General features: G+C 59.5%; 24 protein-coding genes. All 24 read right to left on the bottom strand.

The genetic code is table 11. The features are described 5' to 3' along the window. Window positions 1-131 precede the first annotated feature (131 nt). The 24 genes from LT42_RS16555 to LT42_RS16665 all read right to left on the bottom strand — a co-directional run bounded on the left by LT42_RS16555 (window position 132) and on the right by LT42_RS16665 (window position 16,649). On the bottom strand, window positions 132-890 hold the full coding sequence (locus tag LT42_RS16555; RefSeq protein ID WP_037015217.1) for a C40 family peptidase: 759 nt from the start codon (window positions 888-890) through the stop codon (window positions 132-134). 2 nt (window positions 891-892) lie between these two features. Further along, the gene (locus LT42_RS16560; protein WP_037015219.1) at window positions 893-1,642 is read right to left on the bottom strand and encodes a phage minor tail protein L; all 750 of its coding nucleotides are present in this window, start codon (window positions 1,640-1,642) and stop codon (window positions 893-895) included. Between the two features lie 7 nt (window positions 1,643-1,649). Then, window positions 1,650-1,988: a phage tail protein gene (locus tag LT42_RS16565; protein ID WP_037015222.1), complete on the bottom strand. Its 339-nt coding sequence runs from the start codon at window positions 1,986-1,988 to the stop codon at window positions 1,650-1,652. Further along, window positions 1,978-4,887: a phage tail tape measure protein gene (locus LT42_RS16570; protein WP_037015223.1), complete on the bottom strand. Its 2,910-nt coding sequence runs from the start codon at window positions 4,885-4,887 to the stop codon at window positions 1,978-1,980. The genes LT42_RS16565 and LT42_RS16570 overlap by 11 nt, the downstream gene beginning before the upstream one ends. Window positions 4,888-4,890: 3 nt before the next feature. Further along, a complete protein-coding gene (locus LT42_RS16575; protein WP_052075308.1) occupies window positions 4,891-5,121 on the bottom strand; it encodes a phage tail assembly protein T in 231 nt (76 codons plus the stop codon). Beyond that, entirely contained in the window at window positions 5,118-5,552 is a 435-nt protein-coding gene (locus LT42_RS16580) for a phage tail assembly chaperone family protein, TAC (protein WP_052075309.1), read from the bottom strand. Before LT42_RS16580 ends, LT42_RS16575 begins: the two co-directional genes overlap by 4 nt. Before the next feature lie 9 nt (window positions 5,553-5,561). Further along, the gene (locus LT42_RS16585) at window positions 5,562-6,335 is read right to left on the bottom strand and encodes a phage tail tube protein (RefSeq protein WP_081955405.1); all 774 of its coding nucleotides are present in this window, start codon (window positions 6,333-6,335) and stop codon (window positions 5,562-5,564) included. Between the two features lie 42 nt (window positions 6,336-6,377). Continuing rightward, window positions 6,378-6,743 carry a DUF3168 domain-containing protein gene (locus LT42_RS16590; protein WP_037015228.1) on the bottom strand — a complete coding sequence of 122 codons (366 nt, stop codon included), beginning with the start codon at window positions 6,741-6,743 and terminating at the stop codon, window positions 6,378-6,380. After that, entirely contained in the window at window positions 6,743-7,186 is a 444-nt protein-coding gene (locus LT42_RS16595) for an HK97-gp10 family putative phage morphogenesis protein (protein WP_037015230.1), read from the bottom strand. The genes LT42_RS16590 and LT42_RS16595 overlap by 1 nt, the downstream gene beginning before the upstream one ends. Next, on the bottom strand, window positions 7,179-7,511 hold the full coding sequence (locus LT42_RS16600; RefSeq protein WP_037015232.1) for a phage head closure protein: 333 nt from the start codon (window positions 7,509-7,511) through the stop codon (window positions 7,179-7,181). Before LT42_RS16600 ends, LT42_RS16595 begins: the two co-directional genes overlap by 8 nt. Then, entirely contained in the window at window positions 7,481-7,840 is a 360-nt protein-coding gene (locus tag LT42_RS16605) for a head-tail connector protein (protein WP_052075310.1), read from the bottom strand. Before LT42_RS16605 ends, LT42_RS16600 begins: the two co-directional genes overlap by 31 nt. Next, window positions 7,837-8,028, bottom strand: coding sequence for a hypothetical protein (locus LT42_RS16610; protein ID WP_037015237.1), 192 nt, complete (start codon window positions 8,026-8,028; stop codon window positions 7,837-7,839). Before LT42_RS16610 ends, LT42_RS16605 begins: the two co-directional genes overlap by 4 nt. A gap of 37 nt (window positions 8,029-8,065) precedes the next feature. After that, window positions 8,066-9,229, bottom strand: coding sequence for a phage major capsid protein (locus LT42_RS16615; RefSeq protein ID WP_037015240.1), 1,164 nt, complete (start codon window positions 9,227-9,229; stop codon window positions 8,066-8,068). Window positions 9,230-9,231: 2 nt separating this feature from the next. Next, complete coding sequence (locus LT42_RS16620) at window positions 9,232-9,894, bottom strand: HK97 family phage prohead protease (protein ID WP_037015243.1); 663 nt, start codon at window positions 9,892-9,894, stop codon at window positions 9,232-9,234. Window positions 9,895-9,912: 18 nt separating this feature from the next. Continuing rightward, window positions 9,913-11,181, bottom strand: coding sequence for a phage portal protein (locus tag LT42_RS16625; RefSeq protein ID WP_037015246.1), 1,269 nt, complete (start codon window positions 11,179-11,181; stop codon window positions 9,913-9,915). After that, a complete protein-coding gene (locus LT42_RS16630; RefSeq protein WP_037015249.1) occupies window positions 11,181-12,935 on the bottom strand; it encodes a terminase large subunit in 1,755 nt (584 codons plus the stop codon). The genes LT42_RS16625 and LT42_RS16630 overlap by 1 nt, the downstream gene beginning before the upstream one ends. A 27-nt stretch (window positions 12,936-12,962) precedes the next feature. Further along, entirely contained in the window at window positions 12,963-13,385 is a 423-nt protein-coding gene (locus LT42_RS16635; protein ID WP_037015252.1) for a terminase, read from the bottom strand. A gap of 234 nt (window positions 13,386-13,619) precedes the next feature. After that, complete coding sequence (locus LT42_RS25360; protein WP_081955406.1) at window positions 13,620-13,952, bottom strand: HNH endonuclease; 333 nt, start codon at window positions 13,950-13,952, stop codon at window positions 13,620-13,622. A 3-nt stretch (window positions 13,953-13,955) separates the two neighbouring features. Next, entirely contained in the window at window positions 13,956-14,288 is a 333-nt protein-coding gene (locus tag LT42_RS24905) for a hypothetical protein (RefSeq protein WP_052075311.1), read from the bottom strand. Between the two features lie 242 nt (window positions 14,289-14,530). Continuing rightward, window positions 14,531-14,770: an Rz1-like lysis system protein LysC gene (gene lysC, locus LT42_RS26280; protein WP_276209542.1), complete on the bottom strand. Its 240-nt coding sequence runs from the start codon at window positions 14,768-14,770 to the stop codon at window positions 14,531-14,533. Beyond that, a complete protein-coding gene (locus tag LT42_RS16650; protein WP_037017431.1) occupies window positions 14,679-15,065 on the bottom strand; it encodes a hypothetical protein in 387 nt (128 codons plus the stop codon). The genes lysC and LT42_RS16650 overlap by 92 nt, the downstream gene beginning before the upstream one ends. A gap of 41 nt (window positions 15,066-15,106) precedes the next feature. Then, window positions 15,107-15,433, bottom strand: a complete 327-nt coding sequence (locus LT42_RS16655; RefSeq protein ID WP_037015254.1) for a phage holin, lambda family — start codon at window positions 15,431-15,433, stop codon at window positions 15,107-15,109. A 302-nt stretch (window positions 15,434-15,735) separates the two neighbouring features. Then, complete coding sequence (locus LT42_RS26640) at window positions 15,736-16,011, bottom strand: DUF2513 domain-containing protein (protein ID WP_476705379.1); 276 nt, start codon at window positions 16,009-16,011, stop codon at window positions 15,736-15,738. Further along, window positions 16,008-16,649: a hypothetical protein gene (locus tag LT42_RS16665; RefSeq protein WP_152597684.1), complete on the bottom strand. Its 642-nt coding sequence runs from the start codon at window positions 16,647-16,649 to the stop codon at window positions 16,008-16,010. The genes LT42_RS26640 and LT42_RS16665 overlap by 4 nt, the downstream gene beginning before the upstream one ends. Between the last annotated feature and the right edge of the window lies 1 nt (window position 16,650).

Below are 16,650 nucleotides of genomic sequence, written 5' to 3' on the forward strand. Positions count from 1 at the left end.
ACTGCAGTGAGCGCCGCCACCACCGGGGTTGGCGCTTTATTTTGACCAAGCCCAAGACCGGCCACCACCAACACGCCCGATTTTGTAGTCAAAAAAATAACTCTCATATTCAGCTCCTGCGGCATAGCCGCTCATTTTTTAGTGTTTTTGTGCCTGAGGATCAGGCGTGTTCTGTCTTGCCACGGGCCACCGAAGATTATGATCTCGGACGGCCTGCCGTACATGTGGTGGAGCAGGAAAGGGCCAGCGCCGTGCACGGCAGTCGGCTCGCTGGGCAAGGCCGGATCTGCGCCGAGGTAAATGCCAGCGTGATTCGGGTGCCTGGTGCGCCCCACTTCCATCACGATCATGTCGCCGCGCTGCGGAGTGCCGACACGCTCAAACCCCGCCGACTCGTAGGCTTGCTCGTATAGGCTCGGGCCATCGCCCTGCTCCCACCAACCGTCCTCACGCTTGAAGGCTTCGAACCCCAGCCCCCATTCGCGCTTGTACCAATCAGCGCAGACCTGCCAGCAATCCCAGGTACCATGCACAAAGGGACGCCCGAGCAGCGGCGTATTGCCGGTAGGAACGACCGTTCGCAGATCACCTTCAGGCCAGCTGACGATGTGCCAGGGCAATTCCGTCGCCTCGCACATTGCCAGATCGCGCGGAGACGGCCTGCTCGTGGCGTCCGGGTGCGAGTGGACGATTCCGATCACTTCGCCTAAGTCCTCGGCGGCAGCGTAATCCTCCGGCGAGATCCGAAACTCTTCATTGGGATCAGCCGCGGTGTTGGTGCACGGGATGTACTGCTGCTTTCGGCCGATGCTGATCAGCAGACCGCAACACTCGCGCGGGTAATCGGCGGCGGCGTGCGTCTGAATCGCCTTGAGAATATGTTTCAGCATGGTCAGCTCCTGGCGATCAGAGAAACGGCAGGGAAGCCGCCAAAGGGCAGCGAGTTGCCCTCACCGAAGCGAGGAACACAACCGCGCCCCAGAGTCGCATCGCACTCGTCCTTCTCCGGGTCGTCAGTGAGATTCCCGTCCTTGTCTCGGTACGGCCCGGTGTAATTGCAATTGGGCCCGCGGTAACCGCCGGTAAGGCACCAATGACACAGCGTCGTCATCTGCCGTCCGATGGATTCACCGCCGACGTCGCCCGGGCTCGCCAACTCCCACGACACGCTCGAGCCGTTTTCAGATGTCTTTTGGTCCAGATACCAGACTTCGATCGTCTCCTGCGAGGGGTCAGCATCCGAGTTCCCTCCCGGAAAGTTTTCCCCATCGAGATACGTTCCCAGCGTGTGCCGCATCGTCAGCTTGAACTCCAGCAAGTCCTCAAACGCGAGGCATAATGCGGTGATCCGGCCGTTAACGTTGCCCACCGAGAGTGTGGGGCGCACGGCCGTGCCGTCGCCGGTCGCCTCGATGCCGTCGATCTGCATCGGCCAGGCGCTGTACTCCTCTCCCTGCCACCAGATCGCCTTGGCGGGCAGCTGGTCGGCATCGGCGCCTGCGGCCATCAACTCCGCTGCGGTGTAGGGAATCGCATGACCGTGAAACCGTAGTACATCCGCGCCGTAATCAGACCCATCCAGTTCGAACAGCAGCACTTCACTCCCAGGCTCCAGCACCTGGATATCTTTGATCAGCGGCATGTATTACCTATGGGATGAATGACTGGGTAAACGTGGTGGTCAAGGTGTAGAAGCCCGCCCCGTTTGGGGATACGGTCGGAGCCGAAGCGCGATAGAAGCTCAGTTCGCCAAGCGGAGGCGTCCACAGGAACGACTTGAAACCAGCATGGCGATCGAGAAATGCTTTGATGTCACGGGCCACGGCTTCACGAACCACGAAAGACACCGGCCAAACATCCACTTTGTTGTTGGGCCCATCGCCCACCACCTGCTCGTATCCGTTGCCGAATTTGCTGGAGCGGGTCCGGTACTCGGGTGTGCTGGTCGTCTCCAGCTTCGGACACCAGGTGAATGTCTCAACGGCCATTAATGACCCTCCAAATTGCGCCGCCTGGGCGAAGCTCTTCAGCGATCGCCTGCTGCGCGCCGCGCTTGGCGGTATCGGCGTAAGCCTGCCCGACCGCCTGCATATCCTTTGCCGACGAGTCGTTTGCCGCGCTGGGCACTGTGAAGTTTTGCTGAATGACGACCGAGCCGCCGGCGGACGACGCGCCAGTGGCCGCGGAGGCCCCAGACGCAAGCCCTACGTAGCCACCATCGGCATAACCGGGCTTCCCGGACTTGTTCAACCGCTCAAGATACTCACGCATCCCCGGCTGCTGGACCACTTCCTTGCGGATCACCACCTCACCGCCGTGAACGACACCCATTGGCTCGTACTTGCCGCCGTCGCCGGTATACCCGCCGTCCCAGTGCTGCGAGGAAAGCCAGCTCTGGTAAGCGGCGCCGGTATAGCCAGCTTGAGTCGAACCAGAGGAGCCGCCACCGAAGTACGTGGTAGCTGCGGTTGTGGCTAGACCGAGAAGCGCGCTGGCGCCTGAAGAAACCGCCTGCCGGGCCGCAATACGAGCCAAGTCAGCAAGAACTGATTTGGCGAAATCGGCAATAGAGGCCTTGCCCGTCATGGCGAAGTTCACCACCGAGTCTTCAAGACCGCTGAATACACCGGTAAAGAGGCTCTTTGTTTGGCCGGCGACGTCCTTGGCGCTTTGCAGGTAGTCTTGGTACGCGGACGAGGCTCCCACTGTCCAGTCGCTCTGGGCCTTGTCGACGTCGACGTAATACTGCCGCTGCATCGCCAGGCGCTGATCCAGCGCGCTTTTCAGCGATGCCGTCTCCTTGTCGTAGAGGTCGGTGCTGAACTGGTCCTTGTTGCTCTTGTTGTAGTCGGACGTCAGCTTGTCCATCTGTGATTGATAGGACTGCTGAATGTTTCGCTGTTCCTGGAGCCGCTGCTTTTGAACATCGCCCAAACCGGCGCCGGCGAGATTGTTGTCCAGACCCTGCTGCGCGCTGTTGAGCTGACTGCGCACGTTCTCGTCGAAGGCAGCGAGCTTGCGTTGGGTTTCCACTGCCTTTTCGCGGAGTGTGTTCTCCGCCTCGAGCGCAGCGTTTCGCTTGAGCTGGGCGGTGTAAAGGTCAGAGCTCGCCAGCAGAGATTTCTGATCAGCCGTCAGCGTCTGCTTGTTCTTGATATCGGCGAGCTGCTGCTCCCACTCGACAAGCTTTTTGGCGTTCGCGCCCAAGGTCTGGCTGGCAGCGTTCTGGTCGCCGATCAGCGCGCCCTGCTGCTGAAGCGCTGCATATTGCTGCCGTGCCGCGTCCAGCGCCTTGGTGCCGGCGTCCTCGCGGTACTGAGGTGTTTTGGATTTCGCGGGGTCCTTGTACTTGTCGTTGATCGCAGCGATATCCTTCGCCTGCTGATCTGACGAGAGAAGCAGAGATTTGTCGCCCGTCTTGCGTGCCTGGATGATCCGGCGCTCGACCAGAAGCCGGTAATCAGCGAGCTCCCTGGCGCGCTTGTCAGCGTTGCTCTCCGTGTCCTTGCGGAGTTTGTCCAGCTTGAGTTGATCGTCCAGCGCCTGCTGCTGTTGCTGCTGTGCGAAGCCTTTCGCTGCGGCCCTACGATCCTCTTCCGCCTTCTGAACAAGCTTGTCGGTTTTGTCTCGCTCGAGCGCTTCCTTGCGGAACGAGTCATCCGGCGTCAGGTTGCTCATCGGGTCGACGAGTTGGCCCTTGGCATTGCGCTGGTTTCGTTTCGCAGCGTTGGCCGCAATTGCGTCGAGCTGCTCGTCCAGTTTCTTGATTTGCTGGTCGAGCGTGTCCTCCCGGCCGACATTGAGCGCGGCATCCCATGCCAGCTTGGCGGCGGACATTACGCCAGCCCATGCGGACTCAAGGGTGCCGAGGTTGTTCTTGATGGATGTCGAGGTCCGGTTCAGCCCATCTTCATAGGCCGCTGTAGCGACCGCGGCTGCATCTTGAGTTTTGCCCTGTTCCTGCAGCGATCTGATGTTCTCGTAGGTCGTCGCCGTCAGAAAATTCATCGACTCGTTGAGCTTCAGAATTTCCGCGACCGGGTCCTTGGCGATGCGCTCGAAGTTCTTGACCGTCTCGTCAGCCGCGACACCTGTCGCCGACTGGAACTTGATCGCGGCTTGCGCAATCGACTCGAAGGCGGTGACAGGAATTCGCGTGGAGCTGGCCAACCGCGCCAGAACCTCCGCTGCCTTGCCGACGGTGCCGCCGGACTGAGCGACTTGACGCGCCATGTCGGCCAGGCCGTTTGCGCTCGCGCCGGCTGTGTTGCCCGTCATCGCGAGTGCCGCGTTATAGGCCGTCGCCTCCTCGCTGCCCTGCTTGTAGGCCAGCGCCAGCACCGCGGCCGCCGCAGCGGCTACGGTGAAGGGGTTGATCAGCCCCATCACGTAGCCCGACAACGCCTTGGCTGCTGGTCCGATGCCGCCGAACATGTCTTTGAGCTGACCGCCCTGCTGCAGGAGGACCGTGAGCGGGGCCTGACCACCTTGCAGCGACACAGCGATATCGGTGAACTGAGCTGGCACGCCGCGCAGCGCAGCGTTGTACGCTTTGACCGACATCGTGCCCTTGGTCATGACCGCGTCAGTCTTCCCGATGGCGTCGCGCTGGTCGTTGAGCTTTTTCAGGTAATCATCGAAATCGCCCTTGTCCAGGCGACCGGCCGCGCGGTGCTTGCGCAACTGGTCTTCCATCTTGTCGAGACGGCCATAAGCCGCGACGACCGGGTCGATCTGGCCGACCAGCTTGTCGAGCTGGCCAGCCTGATAGGCCGCTTCCTTGGTCGCCGACTTGAGCGCGCGCTGCGCACGGTCCATCCCCTTTTCGAAGCCGCCGGTGTTCGCCACCAGGTCGACCGTCAATTGGCCGAGCGAATCAACAGCCATAAATCACCCCTTCACGCGCTGCAGCAGCGCCAACAGATCCTGCGGCGTGGCTTCTTTTGATGGAGCTTGGAAGCCGCGATCCGGCATGAAGTCGGAGAACTTGGCTTTGCCGCCCATGGCATTGTTGAACACGGTGGCAAGCAGCGCGAAACCTTCATCGAGACGAAGGCCCAGATTCAGCGAGCCGGTTTGAAGCCGGTACCGCATCCAGTCCATCGCCTCGACGTAGGTCATTCTTTGCTTTGCTTCGGCGATCGTCGTCCCGAGGACGATCGCGAGCTCGTGCCAGAGCTCTTCCTCGGGTTGGATTTTTTTTCGAGCGCGCCCTCCGGCACCTTGTTGACCTCACCGATTGCGGCAAGCAACACAATCGCCAGCTCCGCACAAAGCGGGCCATGCCCCGTTTCTGGCCCGCCGACTACGTCCTCGACGGTAAACACCGGCACACCGTCTTTGTCGGTGATGCAGGAGGCGATGCGCTGGGCGGCCAAGTCGCCGCCGCGGTCCTGAGCATCCCAGCGCTGGGTCAGCGAAATGAAAGACTCCTGCAGCACGTACACGGTGGCCTTCTGCGGCTTTCCGTTCGCGTGCCAGCTGACTTCCTTTTTGTGCGGTGCCGAGATGAACGCCCCGGACGCTTTGAGCGAAGCAATATTCAGATCCATGGAGGTTCCTTACGGCGCAGTCTTGGCGACCAGAACGGGTTCGCCCGAAACCTGGATGCCAACGGTGGATTTGACGACGTCGCCTAGACCGAACGTGAACGGGAAACTGTTCATGTAGCCTTCGAAGGTGAGCCAGGTGCGGGTGTTTGGCAGGTCGAAATCGATCTCTGTTTCCACCAACGCGCGCGCAGTCGCACCGGTACCAGCGCCACCTGTGAGCGCCACGGTCGGGGCGCTGGTGTAGCCGGCGCCTTCGTTCGTAATGGTGAATCCAGTGACCTTGCCGTTCGCGATTTGGGCCGTCGCCGTCGCGCCAGTGCCACCGCCGCCAGTGATAGCCACCGTAGGAGCAGTCGTGTAGCCGGTGCCCGCCGAGTTCAGCACCAGCGCTGACAGACCGCCTGGCGTGCCAATAAGAGGCTGGATGCCTTCTTCGGTATCGAAGTTGTAGCCGTCAGACCAGCCAACAACCCACTTAAGCTTCGTGCCAGCGGTCTTCAACTGGTGAAGGCGCAGGTGAACCGGGTTCTTTGGGTCGATGTTCAAGCCGAACGACGCGGAACCAGGTTCAGCCAGACCAGCTTCATATTCACGACCTTTCGATTTGGTGCACGTCACGTCGACCTGCGCGACCGAAGTGTCGATGCCATCGAGCGTGGTGAAGCAGCCCACATCGAGAATGGTGTTATCAGCCGGGTCGATGGCGAAAAGCTCCGTGCCCTGGACATTAATGGTCAAATTGGTACTCCCAGATTTCCTGCGAAATCTCACATTGGCGGGCATAAAAAAACCCGCCGGAGCGGGTCGTTCTTTCAGGTTTTCCGGCTATGCACTGACCAGCCAGGCAACATCGAAACCTTTGCGGTAGTTCTTCGTAACGGTGTCCACGGTATCGACGCCGAACCCGGTGATGTAGGCCCGCTTTCCAATGGCTTTGCGCATGGCGGATACCACCGAGTCCGCCGATATCGCTGTCGCGGCGTAGACATCGATCTGCAGGCCGTATCGGTCTGTTTCCGGCTGTCCGTTGATGTAGTTCAGGGGCGAGCCGCTCACCACCTGCCAAACCGCGTACGGCTTGGCTACGTCCTGCGGCGCTTCACCATGCGGATAGAGCCTGAGCGGGCTTTCGCCCAGCAGCGCAACCACAGCAGGATCGGATTTGCACACCTGGGTAATGGGCGCGAGCATCAGTTCACCCCCAGCTTGATCAATTGGTACTTGGCCGAGCCGAGGAACTCCTTGAACAGGGCCTCGCGGTTGTTGGCCAGCGCCGGGCGCAGGAACGGCCGGGCGCGGTTTTTCTCGGTGCCGAGCTCAACCCACCACCAATAAAAGGTGTTGCCGCCGCCCTGCCCCCGGCTGCGCTTGCGCACACCAACGGACATCACAACCGCGCCGACTTCCATGCCGATCGCCTTGCGTTCAACAATCGCGAGGTTCTTCGGGATGTAGTTCGATGTTTCCGGGTCATCAATCCGCGCTGCCCGGTCCTTGGCGTCCGCGAGAACGATCTCCATCGCATCCTTGGCCGCTGGCGTGACGACCTTGCGGCGCATTTCCTCGGTCAGCCCACGGAACCGGGCAGATAATTCGTCTGCTCCCCTGAGCTTGTACTCAACCCGATCACCCATCGTTCGTGCCCTCACTGGCTGGGAAGGTCAAGTACTCCTTGCCAGACACGGGATCTCTCAAAATCCCGTGCAAGTTGTAGATCCTGCCCTCATGGCGAGCGCGCATGGCAGCGTCGAAGCCGTCACGGTATCGCGTCACGATCCTGCAAGTGACCTCGGACTGGGTGGACTGCGCCGAGATGAACTCGCGCACGCTTAAATCCCTGATTGCGGCCCATACCGTGGCAAATTCCACCCACGACACCAGCTCTTCGTTAGAAACGGGGTCATTGGTGACGACCTTCTCCTCGAAGGTCACCCGATGACGGAGATCGCCGGCGCGCATGGGTATTCCTCCTGCGGTTTGCTGTCTGCCAGGCTGCGCGAAGACCACAGTAGCGGACCGACACCCATCGGCAGCACTGCCGCTGAGGTGCCGACCACCACTGCTTCACGATTCGTGTAGGAGTGGCCGATCAGCAGCAGAAGTGCAGATTTGAAGCTTGCCGGGATATCGCCGGCAGCGGCGAGTAGAGGGTTGTCGCAGTACCAGAGAGCCCAAGCCAGTGCCGACTCCGCATACAGCTCGATCAGATCGTCCTCATCCGCCGAATCGACGCGCAAGTGCTTCTTGATGAGATCCATCGCCAGCAAATCGGCAAGGGCCACGGTCATTTCTTAACCTTTTCCTTCGCCTTTCCCTGGCCATCGACCTGGGCGGACTGCTCAACATCGACCAGTTCGGCGAGCTTCATACCGACCAATGCATCGGCAACGTCGTCAGACACTGGCCGGGTCTCATATTGGTCAAAACTACCAGCGTGGTAGTGAGAGAACTGCCGCAACGCGCGAATAGTTTTCATAGTGAAACCGGGGCGGTTACCCGCCCCGCTCCTGTCATTATGCCGCCGGGGTGAAAGTGCCTTTGATGATCGCGGTCGGACGGTAGTGAGTTACCGCCAGGCGCTCTTCGCACAGGATGGTCAGCATGTTCTTGACGAAGTTATCGCGGTCCTGGTTGCTGACCTCGATGGTTGCGTCCATGCGGTCCCAGATCTGCGAGGCCAGGTCGAAGCCGCCTACAGTGAAGGTGCCCTGCGCCTGAGCTTTGGTTGCCACAACCGGCAAACCCCACATGACTTTCGCGGCAAACGCAGCCGGACCGCCGAAGATGTAGCGGCCATCGGCATCTTTCAGCAGCGCGATCGCGTGCCAGTCTCGCGGGTTGAGAATCAGACCGGAGGCCTCGAACTCGGACTCGCTGGTCTGGAAGATCGCGTGAGCGATCATGTCCGCGCGAGTGTCGCCCGTGGCGTTCAGCGCGGTGTCGTACGCAGTGGCGACCTTGTTCAAACCCAGCAAGTTGTCACCGGTACCATCACCGTTGAGCAACTGGCCTTCTTCGACCAGGTCCAGACCGAACAGCAAGCGGCCGTTTACATAGGACTCGAGCATCGGCGCGTCATCCATGATCTGGCGCGCAGCCTGAATCCAGTGAGCGATCGTTTTGACGTTCGCCGTTTCCTTGGTGAACGTCAGCTGGCTTTCGGGCTTCAAAGCACCCTCGGCGACCGGCGCGGCGCCGATAGTGAACACGTTCTCGCGCACGTACTCGATCGCGTTCGAGTTAGTGCGGCCCTGCGCCAGCAGGTCGCGGATGGTCAGACGGCGCATACCGGGCATCAAAATGCCTGGATTGCGTTGAGCCTGAACCAGCGCGCCAGCGGAACCGACACCGCTGCCCAGCGCCTTGCTGAAACTCTTGACGTCAACCTTGCCCGAGGTCGAGCCGTTCCAGCCCTTCTTGATGTCTTCGGCTGCGCGCTCGGCGAAGCTTTTCTTGTGCTCCGGGTTGTCCAGTTCGCCGCCGGCGAGCTTGGATTCCAAGTCGAACAGGCGAGTACCTGCGGTTTTCAGCTCGTCCTGCACGGTCTGCAGGTCGGTTTGAATTTTCTTGCTGACTTCACCCGTCGCGGTGATCTCTTTCTTCTGCGCATCGAACAGTGCGGTCATGTTCGCTTGCGCTGTTTCGATAGCCTTTTGAATTTGGGCCAATTCGGACATGTTTATTTTCCTACAGATGGGAAGGACTTGATGCGATCCAGGATCGCGGTGATTTCGCCACCTTCGGAATCGCTCCGAACTGCGGACTTGATGCGGGCGATCAACGCCTGCGCTTCGGATTTGGATAGCCCGGCCGAATCCCTCAGCCAGTGCTCCGCATCACGAATGGATTCGATGGCGTCCATGCTCTTCAACGAGGAAATCGACGCGTCTTCGTTGGCTGGCTCCGTGCAAATGCTGATCTCCCGCAGCCGCTGCATGGACTTGAAGGCCATGCCGGTCGCAATCCGGTCGAAGTCGGCAGCGCCAGCCAGAAAGCCCACCGACAGGCCGTTTACGGTTCCGTGCTGCATGGCGGACTTGAGCGCCTCGGACTGAGGATTACCCGGGGTGAGCTCGCCGCGCGCGAGCAACCCTTTGCTGTCCTCTTCAAGGTGCAACCACTTGCCAACAGGAATGGCATTTCTCTGGTGGTTGAAGAACATCGCCACGGCTCGGGACTGGCCGGTAAGCGCTGTCGCGAAGGCGCCCGGCAGAATGATGTCGCCATCAGCATCGACCTTGTTGAAGACGCTGGCATAGCCTTCGAAGATGCCCTGCGTACCCCCGCCGGAGAACTTGATTTCAGCCTGTTCGAAGGCGATGGTCTTATGAATATTGGACATTTACTGACTCCAGAAAAACTAAACCCCGCCAGGGGCGGGGTTTGTCTTGCCAAGTTGCTCAAGGGGCACGTTTTGGGATTGGCGCGTGGCCACGTCACCACCTGGAAGCGGAGGCTTGTTGTTCACTCGGCGCCCTTCGTTGATGGTCAGCAGACCGGTATCGACCAAAGTCTTCATGTAGTTCGCTCGGGCCGTCGAATCACCGCTAAGCAGCCCGTCGCGGTTGTGCTCGGCGTGGACCTTGCCCAGATCCGCAGGCTTCACCAGCCAGCGCAGGATGCTCGTCTCCCATATTTCGAGGTATGGGTCCAAGGTGTACTGCAGAAAGCCCAGGTTTTGCTGCTCGATGCCCGAACCCCAACTGGTAGATTTTTCGACATCACCCACCAGGTGCGGTGGCACACCGAAGAACCGCGCCAGCTCGCTGACTTGAAACTTCCGCGCGGCCATCGTCTCCGCATCCTGGGGACTTACGCCAATCGGTTGAGTGGTGAAGCCGGCCTCGATGATCCACAGCCGTTTCTTGACGGGACCGCCTGAGATTTCCTTGAAATTCTCCTCTACCTGATCGCGCTGGACCTTGTTAAGTGTCTTCTCGCCGGTGGACATGATTTGCGGCGACTTCGCACCGTTGGCATAGAAGTCGCGCTGCTGATCTTCCATTGCCACCGCTACGCCTGCGGTCTTGGCTCCGAAAGCAATCGGCGAGAGGCCGACTAAGCCATTGAAGCCAAAACCCTTCAGGTGAAAGATTTCGCTCTGCTTGAACTCCGCGTATTCAGTGTCACGTCGATATTTGTAAATCACCCGTTTGCCTTCCATGCGGACGTCCATGTTCACCGACATCATCGGAATCAGGCTGATCACATCGCCCGCCACGTTGCGTTCGATCAGCGCGTACGCGTTTCCGTAGAAGCAAAGCTGCATGGTCATCGCGACACGGAAGTCGAAGGCCGTCATGTACTGGTTGGGCATGTAGCGCAGGAGCCGCGCGAGCGGGTGCGTCAGCGGAGCCTTGATTCGGTCGTCGCCTCTGGTCTCGAACACGTCAAGCGGCATACAGGCCGTGACACTTGAGATCAGTCGAACGCAAGCGAACACAGTAGAGATTTGCAGCGAACGCTCGTCATTGACGACAGAATCGCCCACCACGCCAGACGCCGATATCGGCCCGGTCTGCGAGCCCTTTTCGGGGGTGGTGAGGCGGCCGCCGACAAAATAGCTCGCCATCCGCGCCCAGAAGGGACTGCGCGTACGCAGATCGATGCTGTAGTCGGTATCGGCCATTACATACTCATTGGTCTAGAAAGGAAGTCTTCGACATTGACGTCGTCCGGACTGGCGCCCGAGACGCCAATTGCCATAAGCAATGCGGTCATGTCGTCGATTTTGTCGGCTGACCGCTTCTTGTCAGGCGCCATGTTCATGTTGTCATCGCGCCGGGCGATGAGGTTCGAGGCGCACCAGTTCAAAAGTGGGTCAGAGCCGTGTGCAAACTGCCCAGAAATGTAGGCCCGTTCGAGAACCTGCATCGCCGGGTGATAGGACTTCGGCCCCTGGATGAACTCGACCATCGGTACGTCGCCGGCGACAAGCCGGTTCACGAGGTCCGAGGCGTTCCACTTGTCATAACCGATGGCCTGGATGTTGAACCGCTCGTTCGCGGCCTTCACGTCCGCTTCGATCACGGCGTAGTCCGTGACGTCTCCCTCGGTCTGTTTGAGCAGCCCCGACTCAACCCACGACGCGTAAGGAACCGTGCCGCGTTCGGTACGGAAGGCAACTGCGCTCTCCGGCGCCCAGCGCCAGGCGTATGTGTAGATGACGCCGTCCACGTTCCAAATCAGGCGAAAGCTTGTGAGGTCAGTTGTCGATGCCAGGTCGAGCCCACCCCAGCAGGGGAAGTCCGCCAGCCATTCAAGGTCAACCTCGCCGCCGCATTGCTGCCACTTGTTGAGGTCGATCCAGCCGTCTGCGGTGGACGCCGGCCGGTTCAGTCGCTTGATTCGAAACTCGGCCATCTTCGACGGCATCTGCTTCGCTTCCACGGCCTCCTTGCGGATCGCCGCCAGCAGGTGCGGGTTCACATCCATCAGCGGGTTGGCTTTGATCCAGCAGCGTTCGTCGAACTCCTCATCAGCCTTGATGCCGAGGGTTTTGTCCTCGTCGTCGACCGCGTAGAACACGACCAGATAGTGGTCAGCCGTGTGGCCGAACAGCCCGGCGAGCAACTTCTTGGCGAACATCCTGATTTCAGCCCACGGCCCAGGGTTTGTGTAGCCCTCGGTGGTCGTGAACAGCCACAGCGGGTTGCCCCGGGCGCCGGCAGCCGACTGCAAAACGTTGAGCAGGTCAGCTGTTTTGTGTGCGTGGATCTCATCGAGTCCGACGTGCGAAGGGTTCAGGCCGTCCTGCGTCGAGGCTTTCGCGTGAATCGGCTTGAAACTGGCGCCGGTTTCGGCCCGGCTGATCGACTTGGCCCAGACCTCAAGGCCGAAGTACTCGCGAAGGTCCGCGTTCTTTTCGGTCATCCGCTTCGCAGCGTTGAAGATGATCGCGGCCTGGCCGAACGTAGTCGCCGCGCTGACGATCTGCGCGCCTTCTTCCGGTTCGCAGCACTCGCAATACAGCAGGATGGCCGACGACAACGTGCTCTTGGCGTTTTTTCGCGCGACGGCAAACAGTGCCGAGGTGAAGCGGCGGGGATGGAACATCCCGTTGCCGCCCCACCCTTCGGTAAAGACAGCCTCGCGCTTGCGAAAGCCGAAGAGCTGGACCACGAAGAAAACGTGAGACGCGTGCATCACGATCGTGGGTTTCTCCCACTTGCCCTCGACGTGATGCAGTTTTTCGATGAAATCGCAGGGGTCGTTGGCGTGCCACGGGTCAAACATGAACGGGCAATCTTTCTTTTTCGCCCGTTTGAGGTCATCGAGAAAGCGCTGCGCAGCCTGGCGTATCAGCTTTCCATGCTTCTTTCGTTTCTTGTCCGCTACTGCGGCCTTGGCGTAGTCAGTCGCGATCTTCACGAAGTCACGCATGACCTACTCCACAGCCTGTCTATTCGATTATTTCCCCACTTGCTTGCGGCCATTCCCGGCAAACGCGTTGCCCTTTTTCTCGGTACCGCCAGATGAAACCTTCCGGCGACTCGCAGGCGTCATGCCGAATTCTGAAAACAACGCTTTGAGTGCCGTCGTTTCAGCGGCGGTCGATTCCATGTCTGCCTTGGCTTTCTTCCGGAAGCACTGCCAGGCATGGCAGAGCTGCTCGAGTGAATACAGGTCGACGACCTGCAGCACTTTCGCGCTGACCAACTGGCGGCCCAAGTTCCGCCACATTTCGGCGCCGTCTGCGTTCAGGTGCTGAGGCGGGTCTGGAAAATCTTCAATCAGGTCGAACTCTGGCGCGTCCTCCTCCCCCCGATCCGGGCGATCGGTACCGGCCAGGACCTTGAGGTGCGGCGCCGTCGGCTTCCGTCCTCTGGTCATTTGTCACCCTCTATTTTCAAATCCTAATTTCGACGGCGCGAAAAAAAGCCTCGGGCGCGGTCTAGGAGCGAAAAAGGCCAAACTTCTGCCCCTCCCCCTCCCTAATAGCGAAAACCTATCAAAACCGGTTAGATTTCGATCAAATCGCCAGAAACATGACCAAAACGTTCAATTTCGTCTCCATTTACGACCCATTCGAGCGAACCATTCTCATTTACCACGCTCGATGCTGAGTCATCGGTTCCGCCGGTTGCCCCAGCCACCATCTTCGGTCGCAGTCTTCACCGAGTGGCATGGATGGCACAGGCCTTGCCAGTTGGTACGGTCCCAGAAAAGATCCATGTCACCACGGTGCGGCACGATGTGGTCGACGTCCGTGGCTGCCGTCACACTGCCGCCCTGCTCGCAGTGGACACACAGGGGATGCTTGGCGAGGAAGCCCTTGCGCGACTGTTGCCATCGGTAGTTATACCCACGCTGGCTGCTGGTACCGCGCTCCTGCTCTGGTGTCCTGTGCACTGGAGTGGAAGCCGCAGCCGGTTGATGTCGCTTCGGCCTGACAGGCATCCGCTACTCAACCCGCTTGGGTGCTGGCACGTATCGCCGCACGCGGTCACTGGTTGCTGTGACTTCAAGGAGCTGCTCATCAGGACCGACCGCCTCGGCTGCCTCAACCACCATCACCTCGGCAGCGATGGGCTCGACCTGGTGCGGCATCACCGTGATGGTCGCCTTCCACACACCACAAGGCTCTGCCGTCATGGTGATGGACGTAATGCCTGTCAGCTCACTGCCGTCGCTCAGCATCACTCGGGTGCCCATCGTCGGCAGCGGGCTGTTCGGGTTCAGGCTGGCTGACGGGATGATCGTCGCCACGCTGACGCAGTTGACTGATTCGCTCACTGGCGATCCTCATAAACTTCAGGGCTCGATTGCGTACGGCCGAACATGTCGTGCAGGCCATGGTCTTCACTCAACTGTGCAGGTCGGCCACTTGCAGCGCGCGAATGCCAACGCACCGGCGTGATCGTGGTCTTCCTGCATGATCATGGGGAATGGTTTGTAGCCAAGCACTGAGACGTACCAGGACTTTTTCATTGGCTCACTGGTGCGTCCAGATTTGGACACATCTTTGATGGGCTGGCTTACTTGCTCTGGCTGCGCAGGATCTGCGCGTCGACCTGGTCGGCGCACGTGTCGAGCAGCTTGATGGCCTGATCCTTCAATTCCCACACGTCGCCGTTGTCACGCAGATCGGTATCGTCTGCATTGACTCGCTCGCAAGGGACCATCTCAGGGATTTCCAACCTTATTGTTGTGGTCGTTGTTACCACTTGCGGCTTTGCCGCGCAGGCCGTCAGGCAAAGGCTGAGCAGCCCAATCACGAACAGGTTTGCTGTTGCGCTTGAGATCATCGAATTCCTTCTTGGCCTTTTTGGCCTTGTCTTCGCTGGCCTTGATGCGCTTGTTGAGGTCGGCGGCGTATTTGGCGTTGCGCTCTGCCTCGGCACGGAGCGTGGTAATCGTGGCCTGGCTTTCCTTATTGGCATCGACGGCCTGCTGCTTTGCGTCGCGCTCGACGGTCACGGCGCCCTGGAGGGACACGACGCGGACCTGCTGGATGGCAATCAGCAACCCCATGACGATTGCGATGACGATGGCTGCGGCAATGGCGCGCAACGTGGAAACGGATTTCGCTACTGCGACGACGGGCTCGATGTTCATAATGAGTCCGCCTTACGCCCGAGGAACCTGATGATCAGCTCTCGGATCGCTGTCACGCCGATGAACCCGATGGTGCCGCCGGCGGCGACTGACAAGCTCGAAGGCCAGGCCATCCATTCGATGACGCTGCTGGCTGACAGGCTCAGCGCACCGCAGATCAGCGCTTCGAGCACGACGCGCCACTTATTGGCCTCTTTGCCCTCATACAGCACGCGCAATAGCGAGATCGTTGCGGCCATGATCGCTCCTTGCCAGAGCGGCGTCGTAATGATCAGCCAGACGTGCGCCCAGAGGTCAGGTGTTTTTTCCGGCATCGTCGACATCCGACAGTCCACCCTTGCGGGATCGGCATATGAAAAAGCCCCGACAAATGCCGAGGCTCGAAATGGGTGATGTCTTTCCATCAGTCCGCCAAAGCCGCCCCGTGCACACTCGAGGTATGGGGCTCATTGACTGCCGGTGTTATTTCCGTACGCCGCACTTCCGGCTATCGACGTCCAGGCCACTCCCGAAGGAACCACCCTGGCTGTGGCATCTCGCTCGAAACAAAAAAGCCCCGGCGAATGCCGAGGCTTGTGATGATGCGCGCCGATTGCTTATCTCTCCGGCAAACCGGGAATATCGTTCATGTCGAGAACTCACTTCTAAGGGCATCTAATAGGTCATGTCCGGACCACGTTAGGTGATAAGAATGAGTAAAGAAGTGATCATCCTCCTCGACTTTAAGGAGGCCACAGTCAACCAGCAATTTGACGTGGTACTCATCGATATCTGTAAGCGCACCTCGATGACCGTGCACAGCCAGCCCTATATCAGCCGCACTGACGCCCGTCCCCATATCCTCGGCCTCGACACAAGCCAATATCTCCATCGAAAGTCGCTTGTTCCGCTGCATCATCATTCCCCTGTGCTGAGACACTTGGAGTTCTGGGAGCTGCTGCGCTTGGCTATTTCCTTCTTGGTCTCGTTCCAATAACTCTGGAGATCCGGAAACCCATCACTGACACCCCACCTTTGCCCAAAGGACTTCAGGCGGTACTTGGTCCTCAGCTTTTCAGCCAGCAGAAAAGCTTCATATCCGAAGAATCCGACGACTTCGGCTTTATGGTCATGCACCTTCGTCGGATCGTATGACTCGTCGTAGACCGCGTGCAGATATTCACCGGCCAACGCCTTCTCTGTAGAGAGCCAAGCGACGTCGCTGGCGTGCTCGGCGCTCAATTTCTTCAAGACGTCGTTAGAGATATCCAGATCGGGATAATTGCATCCAGGCCAATTCTGGTAGTCGTTGTGCGGATTTAGGGGGGAGGACAATTCGTAGTACTCGCGAATATTCCTGCGAGAGTTAAGCGCGTATAGATCGAGCTTGGCGATGACCTCTATCGCGGAAAACTCCGCGTCTTTAAGCCGGTCTCGGTAACGAAAAAAAGAGTCTTTTGCGATTCCGATGAGAGCCGCTACCACACCACTCGCAAGAACGATCTTTGCGATGTCACCCCAGCCAAGGCTGGCGGCTACAACCTGCTGCGCAGTATCCATA

It is taken from the genome of Pseudomonas lutea, assembly GCF_000759445.1.
In the GTDB taxonomy this organism is placed as follows: domain Bacteria; phylum Pseudomonadota; class Gammaproteobacteria; order Pseudomonadales; family Pseudomonadaceae; genus Aquipseudomonas; species Aquipseudomonas lutea.

Coding starts and splice junctions, on each gene's coding strand:
- LT42_RS16655 (WP_037015254.1), bottom strand. CDS start 15,433: ATGTCGACGATGCCGGAAAAAACACCTGACCTCTGGGCGCACGTCTGG.
- LT42_RS16615 (WP_037015240.1), bottom strand. CDS start 9,229: ATGTCCGAATTGGCCCAAATTCAAAAGGCTATCGAAACAGCGCAAGCG.
- LT42_RS16565 (WP_037015222.1), bottom strand. CDS start 1,988: ATGGCCGTTGAGACATTCACCTGGTGTCCGAAGCTGGAGACGACCAGC.
- LT42_RS16575 (WP_052075308.1), bottom strand. CDS start 5,121: ATGACCTACGTCGAGGCGATGGACTGGATGCGGTACCGGCTTCAAACC.
- LT42_RS16610 (WP_037015237.1), bottom strand. CDS start 8,028: ATGAAAACTATTCGCGCGTTGCGGCAGTTCTCTCACTACCACGCTGGT.
- LT42_RS16635 (WP_037015252.1), bottom strand. CDS start 13,385: ATGACCAGAGGACGGAAGCCGACGGCGCCGCACCTCAAGGTCCTGGCC.
- LT42_RS16560 (WP_037015219.1), bottom strand. CDS start 1,642: ATGCCGCTGATCAAAGATATCCAGGTGCTGGAGCCTGGGAGTGAAGTG.
- LT42_RS16595 (WP_037015230.1), bottom strand. CDS start 7,186: ATGGGTGATCGGGTTGAGTACAAGCTCAGGGGAGCAGACGAATTATCT.
- LT42_RS16585 (WP_081955405.1), bottom strand. CDS start 6,335: ATGCCCGCCAATGTGAGATTTCGCAGGAAATCTGGGAGTACCAATTTG.
- LT42_RS16600 (WP_037015232.1), bottom strand. CDS start 7,511: ATGCGCGCCGGCGATCTCCGTCATCGGGTGACCTTCGAGGAGAAGGTC.
- LT42_RS16630 (WP_037015249.1), bottom strand. CDS start 12,935: ATGCGTGACTTCGTGAAGATCGCGACTGACTACGCCAAGGCCGCAGTA.
- LT42_RS16580 (WP_052075309.1), bottom strand. CDS start 5,552: ATGGATCTGAATATTGCTTCGCTCAAAGCGTCCGGGGCGTTCATCTCG.
- LT42_RS16625 (WP_037015246.1), bottom strand. CDS start 11,181: ATGGCCGATACCGACTACAGCATCGATCTGCGTACGCGCAGTCCCTTC.
- LT42_RS16620 (WP_037015243.1), bottom strand. CDS start 9,894: ATGTCCAATATTCATAAGACCATCGCCTTCGAACAGGCTGAAATCAAG.
- LT42_RS16570 (WP_037015223.1), bottom strand. CDS start 4,887: ATGGCTGTTGATTCGCTCGGCCAATTGACGGTCGACCTGGTGGCGAAC.
- LT42_RS25360 (WP_081955406.1), bottom strand. CDS start 13,952: ATGCCTGTCAGGCCGAAGCGACATCAACCGGCTGCGGCTTCCACTCCA.
- LT42_RS26640 (WP_476705379.1), bottom strand. CDS start 16,011: ATGATGATGCAGCGGAACAAGCGACTTTCGATGGAGATATTGGCTTGT.
- LT42_RS16555 (WP_037015217.1), bottom strand. CDS start 890: ATGCTGAAACATATTCTCAAGGCGATTCAGACGCACGCCGCCGCCGAT.
- LT42_RS16590 (WP_037015228.1), bottom strand. CDS start 6,743: ATGCTCGCGCCCATTACCCAGGTGTGCAAATCCGATCCTGCTGTGGTT.
- LT42_RS16605 (WP_052075310.1), bottom strand. CDS start 7,840: ATGACCGTGGCCCTTGCCGATTTGCTGGCGATGGATCTCATCAAGAAG.
- LT42_RS16665 (WP_152597684.1), bottom strand. CDS start 16,649: ATGGATACTGCGCAGCAGGTTGTAGCCGCCAGCCTTGGCTGGGGTGAC.